Source organism: Microcystis sp. BLCC-F210, from assembly GCF_042134685.1.
Classification (GTDB): Bacteria; Cyanobacteriota; Cyanobacteriia; order Cyanobacteriales; family Microcystaceae; genus Microcystis; species Microcystis aeruginosa_D.
Window position 1 is genome coordinate 419,135 of record NZ_CP169647.1, and the last position, 17,642, is coordinate 436,776.

The following is a 17,642-nucleotide window of genomic DNA, read 5'->3' on the forward strand; positions in this document are numbered from 1 at the left end:
TCCTTACCTTAACACAGTATCTACGTTCATATAAATTTCCTCGGCAATATTTTTGCTACCTCCGGATTCTCCCACTCTGATTTTACCATTCTCTAAACATTTGTGTAAATAACGATAATCTGCCAAAATATCAATAATTTTAACTGCAGCATTTTTAAATAAATTCACCTCCGTGGGTTTTTGTCCAATGGTTAGCACCGATTCCCCTAATAAGCGCATTTGTGCCTCAGCAAAGGGGTAGGTAAATTGGGGACCAAATCCGGGTATTTGTATGACGGGTTTTCCTAATCCTACCGCTTGTTCTACTGCTGTACCCGCCATTGCTAAACAAGCGTTACAATTATGTAAAATATCAGCAAAAGCATCACTATAACAGCACAATAAAGCCCCATTTTTCTCTAATTTTCCCGCTCCTAAATAATGCCATCCCTCTTGTTTAGCTAAAGTTTCTAAGTCGGTTTCTCTGATACTAGGAACGATAGCAGCCCGAAACTGCATTGGTTTAATTTTAACTATTTCCTCACAGACTTGTAACTGTAAAGCTAAATTACTCAAAGCTTCGGGTAAACGACTCCCTGCTAATAAAGCGAGCATGGGAATTTGACTATCCAATTCTAAATCTTTACCCATTGGTGTTAAGACATCCATAATCGGATAACCGGCAAAAATCGCTTTTCTAATACCCCGATTTTGTAAATCTGTTGCTGTATATTCATCCCTAGTGAAAACCATTAAACACTTGTTTGATCTTAAACATAACTCTGTAAGAAAAGGTAATTTAATTGTACCTTCATAATAACTGGAAGTAGAAACAATAAAAGCCATAAAAGGACGACCAGTTAAACGAGCGATGGTAATCGGTACTATATCCCCCACTGCTATCAATAAATCACAATTCTTGCTAACTCTAAAAGCTGCCTGAATTTGCTGAATAGTTAGACTAATTAATCCCGCACCAATATCCTTAATCCAATTAAAAGGATTGGTATAAATAATTCCCCCCGATGGCATAGTGGCAGTAGGGGCAATAATGGGTACTTGCAATTTTTGATAAGCTTTTCCCTCTCCCACTAAAGGCAAAGCAGCTATAGATAATTGAGGCTGAATTTTTTGTAATTCCGCCAGAATTAAACTAGCATTTAAATCCTCGCCATGACCATTACTAAGAAATAAAACCTGTTTAAGCATCGATTGGTTATCCTCTATATTCCCTTGCTGCCAAAGAAACCGCCACAGTCACCGATTTTGCTTCTATTTGCTTGCTTACTAGCAAAGTCTCCCCCATTTTTAAAGCGGCAGCTTCAGCGACGCTAGGAGTTCCCCCTTTCTTGTTGACAATGGCTGAGGGATTGGGGACATTAACATATCTTAACTCCTCGGCAGCAAAGGTTTTTAGAGGCCATCCTTTCTCTTGACAGTAGGCAATTAAACCCTGTTCATCAGCTTTGATGTCAAGGGTGGCGACACCAGCAATAGCGGCCAAAGAGAGGTGATAACGCTGAAAAACATCCCTAATTGCCCTATCTATAACTACTTTCTCCGTCCCACGGATACAACCTATTCCCAACCACAATACTCGTCCATAGCATTGCACTTTTGCTGGGGAAGAATCGGGGGAAAAATGAGGTTGCCTAAAACCAGTCCACAGAGGACTGATCCCGATTAAATCGATTGCGGGTAAGTAGAAAGCAGCGGAAGCACTATTCATCAGCTAACCTAGTTAAAATTATTAGAGCATCGTTCTCGAAAACCCGCAGAAACCCCAATTTTCCGAGCAGTAAACAGCGAAAGACCATCATCGGGCAGAAGACAGCCAATACCCGATAAATAGCGGCAATTTTAGCGAATTTCCGCTTTCATCCGCTCAAGGGTTTGCTGCATTTGGTCGAACATCATTTGCGGAGTCATACCAAATTGACCTAATTGGGTTTTTAGCTGTTCTACGGTCATTTGGGCGGAGAAATCCTCAGATAACTCAAAACGCTTCATAAATATCTTGTAGCGTTCCATTAACTCCTCCATCCTATCGATAAAGATGATTTTACCCTCTCGATCGAATTTCCCGTACTCGCTGCCCAGTTGTGTGAGGGACTGGTAATCCTCAAATAGCTGTCTAGCTTCCTGTTGAACCACTTCTGAGTCAAAGAATCCCATAATTTTAAAACTGCTTATCGTCGATAGTTATTTTCCATCCTATTTTATTTTAGCCGGGGAAAAAGTCTAGCTCTGGCCGATTTACGGATTACCGTATTGGGGAAATCGAGAGGATCACAAACGTCCCTCTCGTCCCGGTTTAACCGTTGCCCCAGGGAGTTTAAGATAAAAAGTGAAAATCAAAAATTGTCCTTTAACTGCCCCACAAGGGCTATTTCGCTAAATTTGGGCTGTAGGCCCTTATAATTTACCAAAACGACGATGACGACCCTGATAATCTTTTAAAGCGTGGTGAAATTGCACTCGATCGAAATCGGGCCAGAGGGTGTCAGTAACGTAGATTTCTGCGTAGGCCATTTGCCATAGTAAAAAATTACTAATTCGCATTTCCCCACTACTGCGAATTAACAAGTCTGGGTTAGGAATCCCGGCAGTATAAAGATACTGTGCAAAGAGAGATTCATCGATCGCTTCTGGGGAGACTAAACCCTGTTGCACCTGACGAGCGATCGCCTGACAAGCTTGCACAATTTCCTCTCGGCCACCATAATTAGTAGCCACCGTAAACTGAATACCGGAATTTTTGCTAGTTTCTGCTTGAGATTTAGCAATTTCCCGTCTTAAAGACTCTGGCAAGGCTGATAAATTACCAATAAAGCGAATTTTAACATTTTGCTGCATCATTTCTTCTAATTCCCGCCGCAAAACTCGCTCGAATAGAGTCATTAAAAACTCTACTTCCTCCAAGGGACGACCCCAATTTTCCGTCGAAAAAGCATAAGCAGTTAAAGCGGGAATCCCCCAGTCACTACAACAGCGCAGCAAGTCTTTGAGTGCATCTACTCCCCGTTGATGGCCCATAATCCGGGGTAAACCACGATTTTTCGCCCAACGACCGTTCCCATCCATAATCACTGCGACGTGCTGAGGCAAACGGTTTTTATCTAAATCCGTAGGTAATTCTGGTGATAAGCTCGGTTTAACAGTCATTTTCTATCTTTCGGGGTTGCGCTGGGCGAACGGGAGAATTTTTCTAAGATTAGACGACCTTTTAAGCCAATTGTACGCCCTAAACGTCCCCAACTCGGTGCGACCACTTCCCCCTCTCCCGACGGAGAAAACTTCGCTTCGAGCAGCTCTTTTAGTTTACTACTGGTTAAAGGCCGATCCAAATTACCCCCCGACGCGAGGGAAATCGAGCCAGTTTCCTCAGAAACCACAATACAGATACAATTATCTAGCCTTTCGGTAATGCCCATGGCTGCCCGATGACGAGTGCCTAATTGCCTAGAGGTACTGCGCTCCGATAGGGGTAGAATAACACCAGCGGCCACCACTCGATCGCCGCGGATAAAGACAGCCCCATCGTGTAGTAAAGTTTTAGTTTGAAAAATAGTTTGAATTAATTCCTTAGATACTTGGCCATTGAGCATCACCCCCGGATTGACAAACACCTTGGTGTCGAGATTGCCACTGGTTTCTAATACCATCAGCGCACCGGTGCGATTTTGAGATAGATCCTTCACCGCGTCCACTAACTCATCAATGACATTATCGGTCTTGGGAGTGGGGGAACTTTTTTTAAATAATTCCCACACTTGACCTTTGCCCAATAATTCTAAAAAACGGCGAAATTCCGACTGAAAAATCACAGCGATGGCCACTGCTGCCCCCAAAATCAATTTTTCTAGGACCAACCCCAGCAAGCGCAATCCTAGAGCATCGCTAATCACCGAGGCCAGCATTAAGTAGATTAGTCCTCGCACCATCCAAAAGGTACGCCGCTCGCCGATAATTAGCAGCAGCATATAGGTAAGGAGGAGAACTAACCCAAAGTCTAGGAATGACAGACCATGGCTGAGAATCCAAGACAATAACCGGCGAAGGTCCAGAAAAAAACCCGACATGGGGGGACAATAGCGATGAGGTTTATATTAAGGAGAGTCGAGTGGGTAAGCGGTCTTGACGCAGCAAATCCGCCAGATTTTCCCGTTCGAGGATCAGATTAGCTTCTCCATTTTGGACAATTACCGCCGCCGGACGGGGTAAGCGGTTGTAATTAGAAGCCATACTGTAGTTATAGGCTCCCGTGGCTAAAACCACTAAAATATCCCCCGGGTTGGTTTTCGGTAGCGCAATATCCTTAATTAGAATATCGCCAGATTCACAATGTTTTCCAGCTATTGTCACCACTTCTTGACATTCTTGACCCATTTTATTGGCAACAACGGCCCGGTAAACTGATTGATAGGTAATCGGTCGGGGATTGTCGGACATTCCGCCATCGACGGCGATATAGGTGCGGATTTCGGGGATTTCTTTGCGATTACCCACTGTATAGGCCGTTACGCAAGCTGTGGCTATCAGAGAGCGTCCCGGTTCGGCAATGAGCAGCGGATAAGCGATACCTCTTTCCTGACAAGCTTTGGCCACTGCTAAGGACACCGCTTGCACCCACTCCTCGATACTTGGGGGGTCATCACTTTCGAGGTAGCGAATCCCTAAACCACCACCGACGTTTAATTGCTCTAGGGGTAAACCCCGTTCTAAACCTAATTTAAACCAATCTGCCAACACGGCGGCTAAGTCTTGGTGGGGTTGACGTTCAAAAATCTGGGAACCGATGTGAGCGTGTAAACCCAGACAATTCAGCACCCGATGAGCTAAAACATAGTCAAATACCGCTTCGATTTGATGGGGGTCAAAACCAAATTTACTGTCTAAGTGACCCGTGCGAATATATTCGTGGGTGTGGCACTCGATACCGGGGGTTAAACGCAATAGGATCGGAATGGGGGTATCAGGACGGTTTTCGCCTAATTTAACCAGATTTTCTAACTCTAGCCAGTTATCAACGATAATAATGCAGTTATGCTCGATCGCATATTCTAACTCGGTGATCGATTTGTTGTTACCATGAAAGTATATCGGCACATCGGTTTTATTGCTCTGGTCTAAAGCGGTTAACACTGTGTGAATTTCTCCGGCCGACACCACATCAAAACCTAATCCCTCCCTAGCGATCACGGCCGATAGGGCCAGGCAATTCCACGCTTTCGAGGCATAAATTACCCTAGATTCTCCGGGATAATGAGTCTGGAAACCTTGCAGATATTGACGACAGGCAGTGCGGAGGGTGACTTCATCGACAATATACAAGGGTGAACCGAAACGTTCCACTAGGGTGGTCACATCGCAACCACCGATTTCTAGACAATCGCGGTTATTAACCTTGGCTGTCAGGGGTAACAGGGTTTGATTCGGCGATAGACAATCTTGATAGGCTAAATATTTTTGTCCGGAATTGCTGATTTTAGGTTCGGTTGATAGCATGATCGGTGTTTTTTGTCAAGAAATCGATAATTTTTGTTACAATCTCCGCGCATCCCCGATTCAGTTGAGGGAATTTTGACCGTCGGTGATCTAGATAACCAAAATAGTTCTCTCTTTCAGTGTACGATCAACCACCCGCTAAAAGTCCCTTTTTTGTCGGGAAAAAATCGAGCAGTGACCCCGAAATAGTGGTAATAGTATTGAAGGAGTGGTCTTAAAAGTGATGATATGACTGACCAGAATGGCGTGTTAGTAGAAGAACAGAGCGAGGATATTACCCGTAAGATGAGTCAATTAGCCACCGAGTCGCCGAAAAATCAATTACAGATTCTGACACAATTAGCTGGAAGCGGAGAAGCTGGCCTAACTGTGTTGAGAGATTTTTTATTAGCCGGGCGCCCGACTCCTGTTAATCTGGTGACAGGTAAGGCCTATCAATTGCTATACCAAGATAATAGCGCTCAGAGCAAGGAATTTTTAGCTAATTATTTCCCCACGGGTGTTGTTCCCCTCGATAGTGCTAAGGGTATCGATTATCGACTTTTACAGGAATTATTGGCTAAACAGGATTTTCAAACTGCCGATAGTCTCACCCGTCAAAAACTCTGTGAATTAGCAGGAGAAGGAGCAATACAGAGGAAATGGGTCTATTTTACCGAAGTAGAAGCTTTTCCGAAGGTTGACATTCAGACTATTGATAATCTTTGGTTAGTTCATTCGGAAGGAAAATTCGGTTGGTCGGTGCAGCGCAAATTATGGCTCGGTGTCGGTCAAGATTTCCCGAAACTTTGGCCGAAAATTGGCTGGAAAAATGGCAATAATTGGACAAAATACCCCCAAGAATTTATCTGGGATTTAAGTGCTCCCGTCGGTCATTTACCCCTGTTAAATCAACTGCGCGGGGTGAGAGTGGCTGCCTCTTTATTCTCCCATCCCGTCTGGGTTGAAAAATAGATTGAGAACACTTGTCCGGCTAGTCTATCAGATTTCTACATTTTCGGGACAATTTCCTCTAAGGCCGCTTCTAGATTAGGATAACGATAGTCAAAACCGATCGCTTGGGTGGCTTTTGGCAGCACTTCTTGACCTTCTAGGACAATTTTGGCTCCTTCTCCCAAGAGAATTTCGAGGGCAAAATCTGGCACCGGCAACCAAGAAGGACGCTTCATTACTTCCCCTAAAATCTGACAGAATTCTTTCATCCGCACGGGATTGGGTGCAGTAGCGTTGAAAGTGCCGCTAATTTCTGGGCGATCGAGACAATAGATAATTAAATTAATTAAATCATCCCGATGAATCCAAGAAAACCACTGACGACCGCTGCCAATCGGGCCGCCGGCAAAAAGCTTGAAGGGTGGGATCATTTTCCCTAAAGCACCCCCATTGCCTAAAACAATACCAGTGCGAAGAATGACTAAACGAGTGCCGTAATCTTTAACTTTTTGGGCTGCTGTTTCCCACTTTTTACAGACATCTGCTAGAAAATCACCCCCGGGAGGACTATTTTCGTCAAAACTAGCGGTTTCACTGGTTCCATAGTAACCGATCGCCGAGGAGTTAATTAAAACTTTCGGTTTCTGGGCGGCAAGTGCGGTCGCAACGCGCTCGCTACGCGAGATCGCCTCGACAATTTTCTCGGTGCCGATTTGCCGACTAGCGACGATTGCTCGTTTTGCTTCACTGGTCCAGCGTTCCGAAATCGGTTCTCCCGCTAGATTAACCACCGCATCACATCCGGAAATCTCTTTTTGCCAATCCCCCGATTCTGTGGCGATATAAGGGATAATCTCTATCTTAGGATAGATTGACTTTGGGTACATTCTTCGGGCTTTATCGGGATTGCGCGTCAAAATTAGAATATCATCGCCGCGATCATAGAGTTTGACCAGCAATCGACTGCCCACAAATCCCGTCGCCCCAGTAATCGCTATTTTCATGGTTTCTTGACTAAATTTATCCTTATTTTAGCTGGTTTTTAACTATCAGAGTTCAATGTTCAGAAGTCAGTATTCAGGAGTCGGTCGTCAGGAGATTATTTTTATTTATTCTTACCCCTTCCCAATTCATAATTCATAATTCATAATTCATAATTCCCAGTCCTGTCTTCTCACTTATCCTGATACCCCATCCCGTTGGCTGCCGCGTAACGATTCATAAAGCGCATAAAACGCTCCCAGTGTTCATCGGTGATTTCAAAACCACATTCTACCCGTTGAATTTCATCCCCTTCGTCCCCTCCAAAAATAAATTTAGTCGAGTTGGGGATAACTGTAATCACTCCTTCCTCATCGGTGAGACGGAGATCGCCGTAGGTACGGGTGGTGAAACTTTGGAAACGTTCGATCGCTTTCAGGGTTTTAAAAGTCATCAGGACATTGCGAATCCCGGTATTTTTATTTTTGCGGAGACTAACACCGCTTAATTCTTCTGATAAACCGACAAAAAACTCGATCGTGGGAGTGGTCATAGGTATAGCTATAAAATTTTAGTTATTGATTTTCTCTTAATTACTTTTGATCAGAAAAAAATAGTTCATGATTACTAATAAAGTAACCATGAACCGAAAAACAAGCTATTCCGCTTCTCCACCTTGGATTTTGAGGAGGAGAAAACCCCAAGCTAATCCGACAAGGACGAGAACGATCGCCACGATCGGCCCGTTAAATAACATACTTTCTGCGGTCATGCTGATTGCTCCTGAGCCTACAATAATCAATCATATAGATAAGTGGTATTTTAACCTACGAAGGCGATCGACTGCTGCCAGACTGGGGCAAAATTGAGGGGGAAAATCGGCCAATAACTCTGAGAACTTTTTTAGTATATATGTTCTAACAATCCTCAAGGAAGGATGCTCACCCCCATGCTAGATATTCTTAATACTATCTTTATATTTTTTATCGCTACTTTGTGTTAGTGTCTTATCTGCGTTAATTCTTCACTTACCCTGGAAAAATTAAGTATTGATAACTATTGGTGATGACTGGTAAAAAATCATTTATGCTCAAGATCAAGTTAATACTATTTTTAGGTTTGTTGCTGCTGAGTTGTCAATCGACCAATCTCAATGGTAATAATAGTTCGATGGCTCAGATTACAACTGAGAATCAAGGGCAAATATTACCGATCACGGCCAAAGCAGATATTAATGGTGAGATAATTGAGTTAGAAGTGGCTCAAACCAGCGAACAACAGGCCAAGGGTTTAATGTATCGCTCGTCTTTGGAGAAAAATCGCGGTATGCTATTTCCCTTTGCACAACCTCTGATAGCCCGGTTTTGGATGAAAAATGTCTCGATTCCTCTAGACATGATTTTTCTAAAAGATGGTATAGTAAAGGCAGTTTTGCTCAATGTTCCCCCTTGTGCTGTGGATCCTTGTCCTGTCTATGGGCCAAACACCATGGTTAATCAAGTGATCGAACTAGCTGGGGGTCGAGCGAAAGAATTAGGAGTGAAAGAAGGAAATAAAATTAAGATTGAGTTTATCTCAAGACCTTAATTTTTGAAAATGGTGTTAACTTTCTTATAAAAAGTGTCCCTTGTCTGGAAATATAAGTATGGCTGTTATAAGCTATTACGCATTTATACTGTTTAAGATATAACCATATCGATTAAGATTTTTATAGTCTATCAAGTTATAGATTGAATAATCTTTACCCTTGCTATAGATTAAACAGAGACAAAATTCTACTGGAGCTAACGGGACTATTTGTAAGAGAGCCAGCGATTTTTAGAAAAGCACTCTCTATCACCGAGATAGCTTAGATACAGAAAAACGGTCGCAGGACTAACTGTCCTTGAAACCGATCAGGTGGTGTTTTATTGAAATTACGAGATATACTATTGAGGAAAAAGTCGCCCTATGTCCACGATTGCCTATTCCCAATTCCGACAATTTCTACAAGAGGAATTGTCCCTTCCCCAAGAATCGATCGCTATGGCCGAGCGATCAATCCAATCTGATAAAATTCATTTACCGATGATTCTTTGGCAGTACGGTTTAGTAACCTTGGAACAACTAGACAAAATTTACGATTTTCTCGAAGAGGTAGTCTAATCTTACAATTGCTCACTATTGATAAGGAGAATAATTGCTATGGCTGCCCATAGTTTCTGGCACAATTTGAAAATTCAGATTCCAAAAACTACTAATCATCACTTGAGAAGTGGGTTATTTGAACCCACTTTTTTAATAACTATAAATTGAGAATTATCGATTAACTGCTCACTCCATGAAACCCCATGACCAATTTGCCAAAAATTACCTTGAACAATTACTTTCTCCCCTGGGAATCGTCGAAATCAGCAAAGAAGTCAGCGACGAAACCCGACAGATAGATGTATTTTTTTCCCCCAATCCCGAACCAAACCGCAATTATCTGGGATTATTAGGCAGAATTGTCCTTAATACTGTCTTAATTGAACCCTATCGCAATCCTCCCAATCGTAGCGAGATTCGTAATTGTTTAGCGAAACTTTTGACCATTTTAGCCGAACTGCAAAGACAAGCTAAACGGGAAAATCAGAGCTACAATGAAGACAATGCCCCTCGTTTGTGGATTTTATCCCCTTCGGCTAGTCTGACTCTTGTAGAGAGTATTGGGGCAAAATTAGACCCAGATTGGCCAGAAGGAGTCTATTTTCTTCCCTCGCTTTATCGCACGGCAATTATCGCTATTAATCAATTGCCTGTGACTGCTGAGACTCTCTGGTTAAGATTATTAGGACGGGGAAAAACTCAAAACCAAGCGGTGCGAGAATTGTTAGAATTACCTCAAGGTAATGCTTTCCGGGAAAATGTCCTGGAATTATTGATTAGTTGGCGGGTTAGTATGGAAATAAATAACATCCTAGAAACTGAGGATAGAGAGGTGTTTATGACCTTATCTCAAACCTATCAGGAATGGAAGGAAGCAACTAAACGGGAAGGACTCGAACAAGGACTAGAGCGAGGACTCGAACAAGGACTAGAGCGAGGAAAACTAGAGGCTAAACTGGAATCTATTCCCCGTTTGCTTGCTTTGGGTTTAAGAGTGGAACAAATCGCTCAAGCTTTGGATTTAGACTTAGAACAGGTTCAACGAGCTATTCAAGAAACTCCATGAAACCCCATGACCAATTTGCCAAAAATTACCTTGAACAATTACTTTCTCCCCTGGGAATCGTCGAAATCAGCAAAGAAGTCAGCGACGAAACCCGACAGATAGATGTATTTTTTTCCCCCAATCCCGAACCAAACCGCAATTATCTGGGATTATTAGGCAGAATTGTCCTTAATACTGTCTTAATTGAACCCTATCGCAATCCTCCCAATCGGAGCGAGATTCGTAATTGTTTAGCGAAACTTTTGACCATTTTAGCCGAACTGCAAAGACAAGCTAAACGAGAAAATCAGAGTTACAATGAAGACAATGCTCCTCGTTTGTGGATTTTATCCCCTTCGGCTGGTAGCACTGTTTTAGAAGGATTTGGGGCAAAATTAGACCCAGAGTGGCCAGAAGGAGTCTATTTTCTTCCCTCGCTTTATCGCACGGCAATTATCGCTATTAATCAATTGCCTGTGACTGCTGAGACTCTCTGGTTAAGATTATTAGGACGGGGAAAAACTCAAAACCAAGCGGTGCGAGAATTGTTAGAATTACCTCAAGGTAATGCTTTCCGGGAAAATGTCCTGGAATTATTGATTAGTTGGCGGGTTAGTATGGAAATAAATAACATCCTAGAAACTGAGGATAGAGAGGTGTTTATGACCTTATCTCAAACCTATCAGGAATGGAAGGAAGCAACTAAACGGGAAGGACTCGAACAAGGACTAGAGCGAGGACTCGAACAAGGACTAGAGCGAGGACTCGAACAAGGACTAGAGCGAGGACTCGAACAAGGACTAGAGCGAGGAAAACTAGAGGCTAAACTGGAATCTATTCCCCGTTTGCTTGCTTTGGGTTTAAGAGTGGAACAAATCGCTCAAGCTTTGGATTTAGACTTAGAACAGGTTCAACGAGCTATTCAAGAAACTCCATGAAACCCCATGACCAATTTGCCAAAAATTACCTTGAACAATTACTTTCTCCCCTGGGAATCGTCGAAATCAGCAAAGAAGTCAGCGACGAAACCCGACAGATAGATGTATTTTTTTCCCCCAATCCCGAACCAAACCGCAATTATCTGGGATTATTAGGCAGAATTGTCCTTAATACTGTCTTAATTGAACCCTATCGCAATCCTCCCAATCGGAGCGAGATTCGTAATTGTTTAGCGAAACTTTTGACCATTTTAGCCGAACTGCAAAGACAAGCTAAACGAGAAAATCAGAGTTACAATGAAGACAATGCTCCTCGTTTGTGGATTTTATCCCCTTCGGCTGGTAGCACTGTTTTAGAAGGATTTGGGGCAAAATTAGACCCAGAGTGGCCAGAAGGAGTCTATTTTCTTCCCTCGCTTTATCGCACGGCAATTATCGCTATTAATCAATTGCCTGTGACTGCTGAGACTCTCTGGTTAAGATTATTAGGACGGGGAAAAACGCAAAACCAAGCGGTGCGAGAATTGTTAGAATTACCTCAAGGTAATGCTTTCCGGGAAAATGTCCTGGAATTATTGATTAGTTGGCGGGTTACTATGGAAATAAATAACATCCTAGAAACTGAAGATAGAGAGGTGTTTATGACCTTATCTCAAACCTATCAGGAATGGAAGGAAGCAACTAAACAGGAAGGAATCGAACAAGGACTAGAACAAGGACTAGAGCGCGGACTAGAGCGCGGACTAGAGCGAGGAAAACTAGAGGCTAAACTGGAATCTATTCCCCGTTTGCTTGCTTTGGGTTTAAGTGTGGAACAAATCGCTCAAGCTTTGGATTTAAACTTAGAACAAGTCCGACAAGCGGCGCGAGAGTAAAGGTGGAGAGTTAAAACGCAAAAATGCCACAATGGATAAAATAGGCATTTTCTGACTAACTGACATCTTCTATGAGTAACCACCTAAGCGGAAGCGAGATTCGCCAGCGATTTTTAGACTTTTTTGCGGCCAGAAACCATAAAATTCTCCCTAGTGCCTCTCTAGTACCAGAAGACCCCACCGTTTTGCTGACCATTGCGGGAATGCTCCCTTTTAAGCCAATTTTCTTAGGGCAAAAGACCCCAGAATTTACCCGCGCTACCACTTCCCAAAAATGTATTCGCACCAACGATATCGAAAATGTCGGCCGGACTGCTAGACATCATACTTTTTTTGAGATGTTGGGCAATTTTAGCTTTGGTGATTATTTTAAAGAACAAGCGATCGCCTGGGCCTGGGAATTGTCCACAGAAGTTTTTAACCTTCCCCCCGAAAGATTAGTCGTTAGTGTCTTTAAAGAGGATGAGGAAGCTTTCGCTATCTGGCGCGATAAAATCGGTATTCCTGCCCATCGTATCCAAAAAATGGGCGAAGCGGATAACTTTTGGGTATCGGGCCCCACGGGTCCCTGTGGTCCCTGTTCGGAAATTTACTACGATTTTCACCCGGAATTAGGGGATAAAACCATCGATTTAGAGGATGATAGCCGTTTTATCGAGTTTTATAACCTCGTCTTCATGCAGTATAACCGCGATGCGGACGGCAATCTAACACCCCTAGCGAATAAAAACATCGATACGGGGATGGGTTTGGAACGGATGGCGCAAATCCTGCAAAAAGTCGCTAATAACTACGAAACTGACCTAATTTTCCCGATTGTCGCCGAAGCAGCCCGGTTAGCAGCCATAGACTACCAGAAAGCGGACGAAAAAACGAAAGTTTCCCTAAAAGTCATCGGCGATCATGTGCGTTCGGTAGTACACATGATAGCGGATGGTATCTCAGCATCGAATACTGACAGAGGTTACGTCCTGCGTCGTCTGATTCGCAGAGTAGTACGGCACGGACGTTTAATCGGTATTGAAGGTCAATTTATCAGCAAAGTGGCGGAAGTTGCGATCGCTCTTTCTGAGTCCGTCTATGGCAATGTTCGGGAACGAGAAACGGTGATCAAGGCAGAATTAGAGCGAGAGGAAGCGAGATTTTTAGAAACCCTAGAAAGAGGCGAGAAACTGCTCGAATCGATTCTAGAAAAAGAAAAAAGCCAGATTTCGGGAGTCGATGCCTTTACCCTTTATGATACCTATGGCTTCCCCTTGGAACTCACTCAAGAAATCGCTGAGGAGCAGGGTTTAAGCGTCGATACGGCGGGTTTTGAGCAGGAAATGAAAAAACAGCAGCAAAGATCAAAAGCCGCCCACGAAACCATAGATTTGACGGTACAGGGTAGTTTAGATAAGCTGGCAGAACATATTCACCCGACGGAATTTCTCGGTTATACGGATTTGCAAGCAACCGCAACAGTAACGGCGGTTTTAGTCGCTGGTAAAACGGTGGAATCGGCCGCAGCAGGCACTGAGGTGCAGGTAGTTCTCGATAAAACTCCTTTTTATGCCGAATCGGGTGGACAAATCGGTGATAAGGGTTATTTAACTGGCGATAATCTGCTTATCCGCGTGGAGGATGTGCAGAAAGAATCGGGGATTTTTATCCATTTTGGTCGGATTGAGCGGGGAATTGTCACCACCGGCGATACAATTAATGCACAGATTGACCGTTCCTGTCGTCGTCGCGCTCAAGCTAATCATACCGCCACCCATCTGCTACAATCGGCCTTGAAAAAGCTTGTCGATGGGGGGATTTCCCAAGCAGGTTCCCTCGTCAGTTTTGAGCGCCTCCGTTTTGATTTTAACTGTCCTCGTCCCCTGACTGGTGCTGAATTGCAACAGGTGGAAGAACAGATTAACACTTGGATTGCCGAAGCGCATGACACCGAGATAGCGGTGATGGGATTGGAAGAAGCGAAGCAAAAGGGAGCTATTGCCATGTTTGGCGAGAAATACGGCTCAGAAGTGCGAGTAATCGATATTCCTAGCGTTTCTATGGAATTATGTGGGGGAACTCACGTTAAAAATACCGCCGAGATCGGTTTATTTAAAATCATCTCCGAGACGGGAATCGCCGCGGGAATTCGTCGCATCGAAGCAGTGGCTGGCCCTGCCGTGTTAGCATACCTGAATGAACGGGATCAGGTGGTGCGGGATTTGTGCGATCGCTTTAAGGTCAAACCTCTGGAAATTCCCGATCGCATTACGGCCCTACAATCAGAGTTAAAGGGGACACAAAAGCAGTTAGAAGCGGTTAAACAGGAGTTGGCGCTAACTAAATCGGATGCTTTGCTATCTCAAGCCGAATCTATCGGCGAATTTAAGCTATTAGTCGCTTCTTTGGGCGATATTGATGCTAATGATTTGATGGCTGCGGCCGAAAGACTACAGCAAAAATTAGGGGAAGGGGCAGTGATTTTGGCCTCGACTCCCGCAGCTGATAAAGTGAGTTTAGTGGCCGCTTTTAGTCCCCGGGTGATTAAAGATCGGGGTTTACAAGCGGGTAAATTTATCGGTGCGATCGCTAAAATCTGCGCCGGTGGTGGTGGTGGTCGTCCCAATTTAGCTCAAGCTGGGGGACGGGATGCTAGTAAGTTAAGCGAAGCTTTAGCTAAGGCCAAAAGTCAGTTAACTAGCAGTTTACAATAGTTTTAAGGGTGGGCATTTTGTCCACCTTTAAAAAATTAGTTATTCTCTCGGTGTGATTGGTAAAAATAATATGGAACTACTGATCAAGAATTTGGGATCAATTAGAAATAATAATCAAGCTATAGATTTAACCAAGAAGTTTTATACTTTTATTGGCTACAACAATAGTGGCAAAACCCTAGTTTCTCAGCTTTTGTGGACAATTTTTAATGATGACAATATTAGAAAGTTTTCCGAAAATACCCAAATTGATTCTTTAGTAATTGACTCTAAAAAACCTATTAAGATTAATCAAGAGTTAATTGATGAGATTCTCAATAAATTTAGCCGATTTATTGAAAAAGAAGTTGTTAATACTTATAATCTTGATGCCAGTATTAAAGAAACGATTATTAGTTCCAATAAATTAATTTTTCAAGCAGATATTAAAGAATTTAAAGAGACGAAATTTAAAACAACTTTTTTGGTTCGTGTTGCAGGAAATAATGATCTGGAGTATTTACAGATTAGCAAGAGCAAAGGTAGCCTAACAATAAATATAAAAGAACCTAATATACCTGAAAAAGTATTTGATAAAATACCCAGAGACTTTTTTGAGAGAGCTAAACCATACAAGGAATCAGTAATTATTCCGTCAATAATAAGAGTGCTTTTGTCTCATGCAGAAGATACTTTTTTTATCCCCGCTAGTCGTAGCTTTTTTCCTGTTTTCTACCAGTACATTTATGAGATAGAGAGAAATAAAAGAAGTGAGTATAATCGTCGTTTACAAGAATTAATAGAAAATATTGATGATGATGGTGATACTAATCGGGATATATTCAAACGTCTTCAAGAACAATTACCCAAAAGGTCTTACACAGAACCAATGAATAAAGTGATTGAGTCGCTTTATTCTCTCAATACCAAGAAAGAAATTAATTTAGTTTATAATTCTCTGATTGAAAAAATGATCGGATTAATGGGAGGAGAAATCACCATTTCTAGTCTAGAATCGATCGCACCTATTCAATTTTCTTTTAAATTCGATGAAAGCAAAGATTTACCCATGTATCTAGCTTCATCTTCAGTCAATCAGTTGACTGTCTTGTATCTTTACCTCAAATATTGGGCAAAGGAAAAAAACAATTTTTTGATGATAGATGAACCAGAGGTTAATTTGCATCCCGAAAATCAAATTCGCTTAATGGATATTTTAGTTCAATTTGTCACCGAGCATGATAATCGGGTTTTGATCACCACCCATAGCCCAATTTTAACCGATATTCTCAACAATTATGTTTATCTTCATACCTTAAAAAGTTATGATGTTGATGTCACAAAAATCATTGAAGATAATCAATTAAAAAATTTAAATCCTGAAATTTCACTTGCTAAAGAAGACTTAGGAGTTTACTTTTTCACGGGTGATAAAATTATTGATTATGGAACCAGTGAATATGGTGTTTATTTTCGTAACTTTAAAGAAGTTATCAACTCTGTGCAGAAATCTGGAGAAATTTTAACCAATCATATCTATTTAGCAGAGAATGAGTAAGTCTAACTCAAAAAAAGAAATATTTTCCCTTAGACAAGAGTTTCATCAAGCTTTAGAAAAATCGGGTTTTATTGAAGAAATCTGCCTTAGTCAGGATGAGTATATTCAAATTCTAGAAACAAATAAGAGCGATTTAAAGAAAGTAGTTATTAATCACTTACAGTTATCGTCTAAAAATGACAAAAATATATCTACAGAAGTAGATAAAATCTGGGTTATCAATTTAGAAAAAGAGTTACCCGGTATCTCTGCTTCCGGCAAAACCCCTGAAAAAGCTATATTAGTTTTACAGAGAAAAGTCGATGATGGGGGTAAAATTCTCAATTATCATCTGCAAATTTGTTTAATTGAACTCAAAGCATCCCTACAGGCAAAAAAAGACAAAGAAAGCACATTAAAGCAGATTGCTGGTAAATTTCAAAGCGGGATGAATAGAATCTATATGCTTCTGACTCTCAATAATCATGCTAATCCCCAGAAAAACTATCAAAATGCACAAATATTTGTGCAATTCAGAGGAATTATTTTTTATAATCGCAACGAAATTAGTGATCTTGCCAAAGAAAATGAGCCAGACTATAATTTGAGCGAGAGTACCTTATATAAAATTCTCTCTCAATCTACAGAATCAAATTTATTAACCCTAGAAACCCTCTTAGAAGAACGAGATAAAATCGTCGTTAGGTTTATCCAAAATCCCAATCAAAACCAAAATTATATCACCATAGGACTGAAAGAATTACTCTGAATAAATGCTGCTTCTCTGCAATCTTGACAAGCTTTTTAGACATCAGTATTTAATCAGATATGAGTTTTCATTTCACTGTTTACTGTTTACCGATTACTGGAAAAAATACCGCCACGCTCCTATACCTTTTCAACAGGATTTAGTATAATTTTGATGGGCAAAAGAAGTGTGGGGATTAGTTTTGGCTGGCAAATAGGTTCTCTTGTACTAGCGAAGGGGATATTTTTCAGCACGGGAAGACGGTAGGATGAAACTGATTATAATTAATGATAAAG

The 17,642-nt window shown here is 41.9% G+C and carries 18 protein-coding genes; 9 read left to right on the plus strand and 9 right to left on the minus strand.

Annotated features, from left to right (window positions below; translation table 11 throughout):
* Positions 1–3 precede the first annotated feature (3 nt).
* From ACE3JL_RS02085 to lysA, 6 genes are all read right to left on the minus strand, one after another.
* Positions 4–1,188, minus strand: a complete 1,185-nt coding sequence (locus ACE3JL_RS02085; protein WP_375328739.1) for a lipid-A-disaccharide synthase-related protein — start codon at positions 1,186–1,188, stop codon at positions 4–6.
* A gap of 7 nt (positions 1,189–1,195) precedes the next feature.
* A complete protein-coding gene (locus tag ACE3JL_RS02090; RefSeq protein WP_271990015.1) occupies positions 1,196–1,708 on the minus strand; it encodes a cobalamin biosynthesis protein in 513 nt (170 codons plus the stop codon).
* Positions 1,709–1,839: 131 nt separating this feature from the next.
* On the minus strand, positions 1,840–2,154 hold the full coding sequence (locus ACE3JL_RS02095; RefSeq protein WP_002738222.1) for a DUF1825 family protein: 315 nt from the start codon (positions 2,152–2,154) through the stop codon (positions 1,840–1,842).
* 240 nt (positions 2,155–2,394) lie between these two features.
* Entirely contained in the window at positions 2,395–3,144 is a 750-nt protein-coding gene (locus tag ACE3JL_RS02100) for an isoprenyl transferase (RefSeq protein WP_271990017.1), read from the minus strand.
* Positions 3,141–4,061 carry a diadenylate cyclase CdaA gene (gene cdaA, locus ACE3JL_RS02105; protein ID WP_271990019.1) on the minus strand — a complete coding sequence of 307 codons (921 nt, stop codon included), beginning with the start codon at positions 4,059–4,061 and terminating at the stop codon, positions 3,141–3,143. The genes ACE3JL_RS02100 and cdaA overlap by 4 nt, the downstream gene beginning before the upstream one ends.
* A 22-nt stretch (positions 4,062–4,083) precedes the next feature.
* On the minus strand, positions 4,084–5,487 hold the full coding sequence (lysA, locus tag ACE3JL_RS02110) for a diaminopimelate decarboxylase (RefSeq protein ID WP_375328740.1): 1,404 nt from the start codon (positions 5,485–5,487) through the stop codon (positions 4,084–4,086).
* Between the two features lie 228 nt (positions 5,488–5,715).
* On the opposite strand from lysA, the gene ACE3JL_RS02115 reads away from it, so the two are divergent.
* Complete coding sequence (locus ACE3JL_RS02115) at positions 5,716–6,441, plus strand: GUN4 N-terminal ARM-like repeat domain-containing protein (RefSeq protein ID WP_375328741.1); 726 nt, start codon at positions 5,716–5,718, stop codon at positions 6,439–6,441.
* 35 nt (positions 6,442–6,476) lie between these two features.
* Here the strand turns inward: ACE3JL_RS02115 and ACE3JL_RS02120 are convergent, their stop codons facing one another.
* The 3 genes from ACE3JL_RS02120 to ACE3JL_RS02130 form a co-directional block, all read right to left on the minus strand.
* A complete protein-coding gene (locus tag ACE3JL_RS02120) occupies positions 6,477–7,424 on the minus strand; it encodes a TIGR01777 family oxidoreductase (RefSeq protein ID WP_375328742.1) in 948 nt (315 codons plus the stop codon).
* A 170-nt stretch (positions 7,425–7,594) separates the two neighbouring features.
* Entirely contained in the window at positions 7,595–7,954 is a 360-nt protein-coding gene (gene psb28 / locus ACE3JL_RS02125) for a photosystem II reaction center protein Psb28 (RefSeq protein WP_002753287.1), read from the minus strand.
* A gap of 105 nt (positions 7,955–8,059) precedes the next feature.
* On the minus strand, positions 8,060–8,173 hold the full coding sequence (locus ACE3JL_RS02130; protein WP_002731506.1) for a PetM family cytochrome b6-f complex subunit 7: 114 nt from the start codon (positions 8,171–8,173) through the stop codon (positions 8,060–8,062).
* A gap of 293 nt (positions 8,174–8,466) precedes the next feature.
* Between ACE3JL_RS02130 and ACE3JL_RS02135 the strand changes: the two genes are divergently transcribed.
* From ACE3JL_RS02135 to ACE3JL_RS02170, 8 genes are all read left to right on the plus strand, one after another.
* Positions 8,467–8,988 (plus strand): DUF192 domain-containing protein, encoded by a 522-nt coding sequence (locus ACE3JL_RS02135; protein WP_271990031.1) that lies wholly within the window; start codon positions 8,467–8,469, stop codon positions 8,986–8,988.
* Between the two features lie 363 nt (positions 8,989–9,351).
* Entirely contained in the window at positions 9,352–9,546 is a 195-nt protein-coding gene (locus tag ACE3JL_RS02140; RefSeq protein WP_002732568.1) for a DUF2949 domain-containing protein, read from the plus strand.
* A 175-nt stretch (positions 9,547–9,721) separates the two neighbouring features.
* On the plus strand, positions 9,722–10,594 hold the full coding sequence (locus ACE3JL_RS02145; RefSeq protein WP_375328743.1) for a flagellar assembly protein H: 873 nt from the start codon (positions 9,722–9,724) through the stop codon (positions 10,592–10,594).
* Positions 10,591–11,511 (plus strand): flagellar assembly protein H, encoded by a 921-nt coding sequence (locus ACE3JL_RS02150; protein WP_375328744.1) that lies wholly within the window; start codon positions 10,591–10,593, stop codon positions 11,509–11,511. The genes ACE3JL_RS02145 and ACE3JL_RS02150 overlap by 4 nt, the downstream gene beginning before the upstream one ends.
* Positions 11,508–12,386 (plus strand): flagellar assembly protein H, encoded by an 879-nt coding sequence (locus ACE3JL_RS02155; protein ID WP_375328745.1) that lies wholly within the window; start codon positions 11,508–11,510, stop codon positions 12,384–12,386. Before ACE3JL_RS02150 ends, ACE3JL_RS02155 begins: the two co-directional genes overlap by 4 nt.
* Positions 12,387–12,457: 71 nt before the next feature.
* Positions 12,458–15,082 (plus strand): alanine--tRNA ligase, encoded by a 2,625-nt coding sequence (gene alaS, locus ACE3JL_RS02160; protein ID WP_375328746.1) that lies wholly within the window; start codon positions 12,458–12,460, stop codon positions 15,080–15,082.
* A 70-nt stretch (positions 15,083–15,152) separates the two neighbouring features.
* Entirely contained in the window at positions 15,153–16,619 is a 1,467-nt protein-coding gene (locus tag ACE3JL_RS02165; RefSeq protein WP_271992386.1) for an AAA family ATPase, read from the plus strand.
* Positions 16,612–17,367: a hypothetical protein gene (locus ACE3JL_RS02170; protein WP_271992388.1), complete on the plus strand. Its 756-nt coding sequence runs from the start codon at positions 16,612–16,614 to the stop codon at positions 17,365–17,367. The genes ACE3JL_RS02165 and ACE3JL_RS02170 overlap by 8 nt, the downstream gene beginning before the upstream one ends.
* The last annotated feature ends 275 nt before the right edge of the window (positions 17,368–17,642 follow it).